1 protein-coding gene is annotated in these 624 nt (G+C 33.5%); it reads right to left on the bottom strand.

What is annotated here, in order from left to right; all coding sequences use genetic code 11:
• On the bottom strand, positions 1–624 hold a 624-nt coding region (locus IM290_RS21410; RefSeq protein WP_193354509.1), incomplete at both ends, for a TIGR04141 family sporadically distributed protein.

Raw genomic sequence — 624 nt, 5'->3', positions numbered from 1 at the left:
GAATCGCTTATGAAAAGTTCAGAGCTTATAAATCCTTGTGAAAATAGATGGCTCATGCTTTGCGCACCGCTATAATATTTCACATGAATAAAATCAGTTGCACCTCTAATAATATCGCAAAATTCAATTTTACTTCGCCCACCACCATGATATATGAACTTTTGATCCATATGAGTAAAGCTTTGATCAGCAAGACAAGTTTCTTTATTGTATTGCTCTTCTCTTTTATAAGAATAAATCGGGAATTTGTCGGCTTCCTCATACAGCTTAATTCGTTTAATTTCATTATCAATGGTGGAAACAAACTTTCTATCAGCCACGTACCAAATTGAATCTCTCAGGATATAGTTTTGATCACCTTCCTTTATCTCAGCATACAGACATCTATAAAGAGACCATTTTTTTAAAGACTGATAATCTGCATCTAAAACATGCAAATTGCTTCCTTTGAGATCATTTAAAGTAATTTCAATCTTTTTGCTTTCAAAATACTCACAAATATGACTAACCGACAAACTTTCATAAATCATGCTTCTTTGCCGCTTCTCAAAACAATAGCCTATCTGATTCTCCCAATCTACAATTTCAGGTTCACCCAGCCATATGTCATTAAAATCTTTTGCT

The sequence above is a fragment of the Enterobacter cloacae complex sp. S1 genome (genome assembly GCF_014930525.1).
GTDB classification, from domain to species: Bacteria; Pseudomonadota; Gammaproteobacteria; order Enterobacterales; family Enterobacteriaceae; genus Enterobacter; species Enterobacter hormaechei_C.
This window is presented reverse-complemented; position numbering and strand designations above follow the sequence as displayed.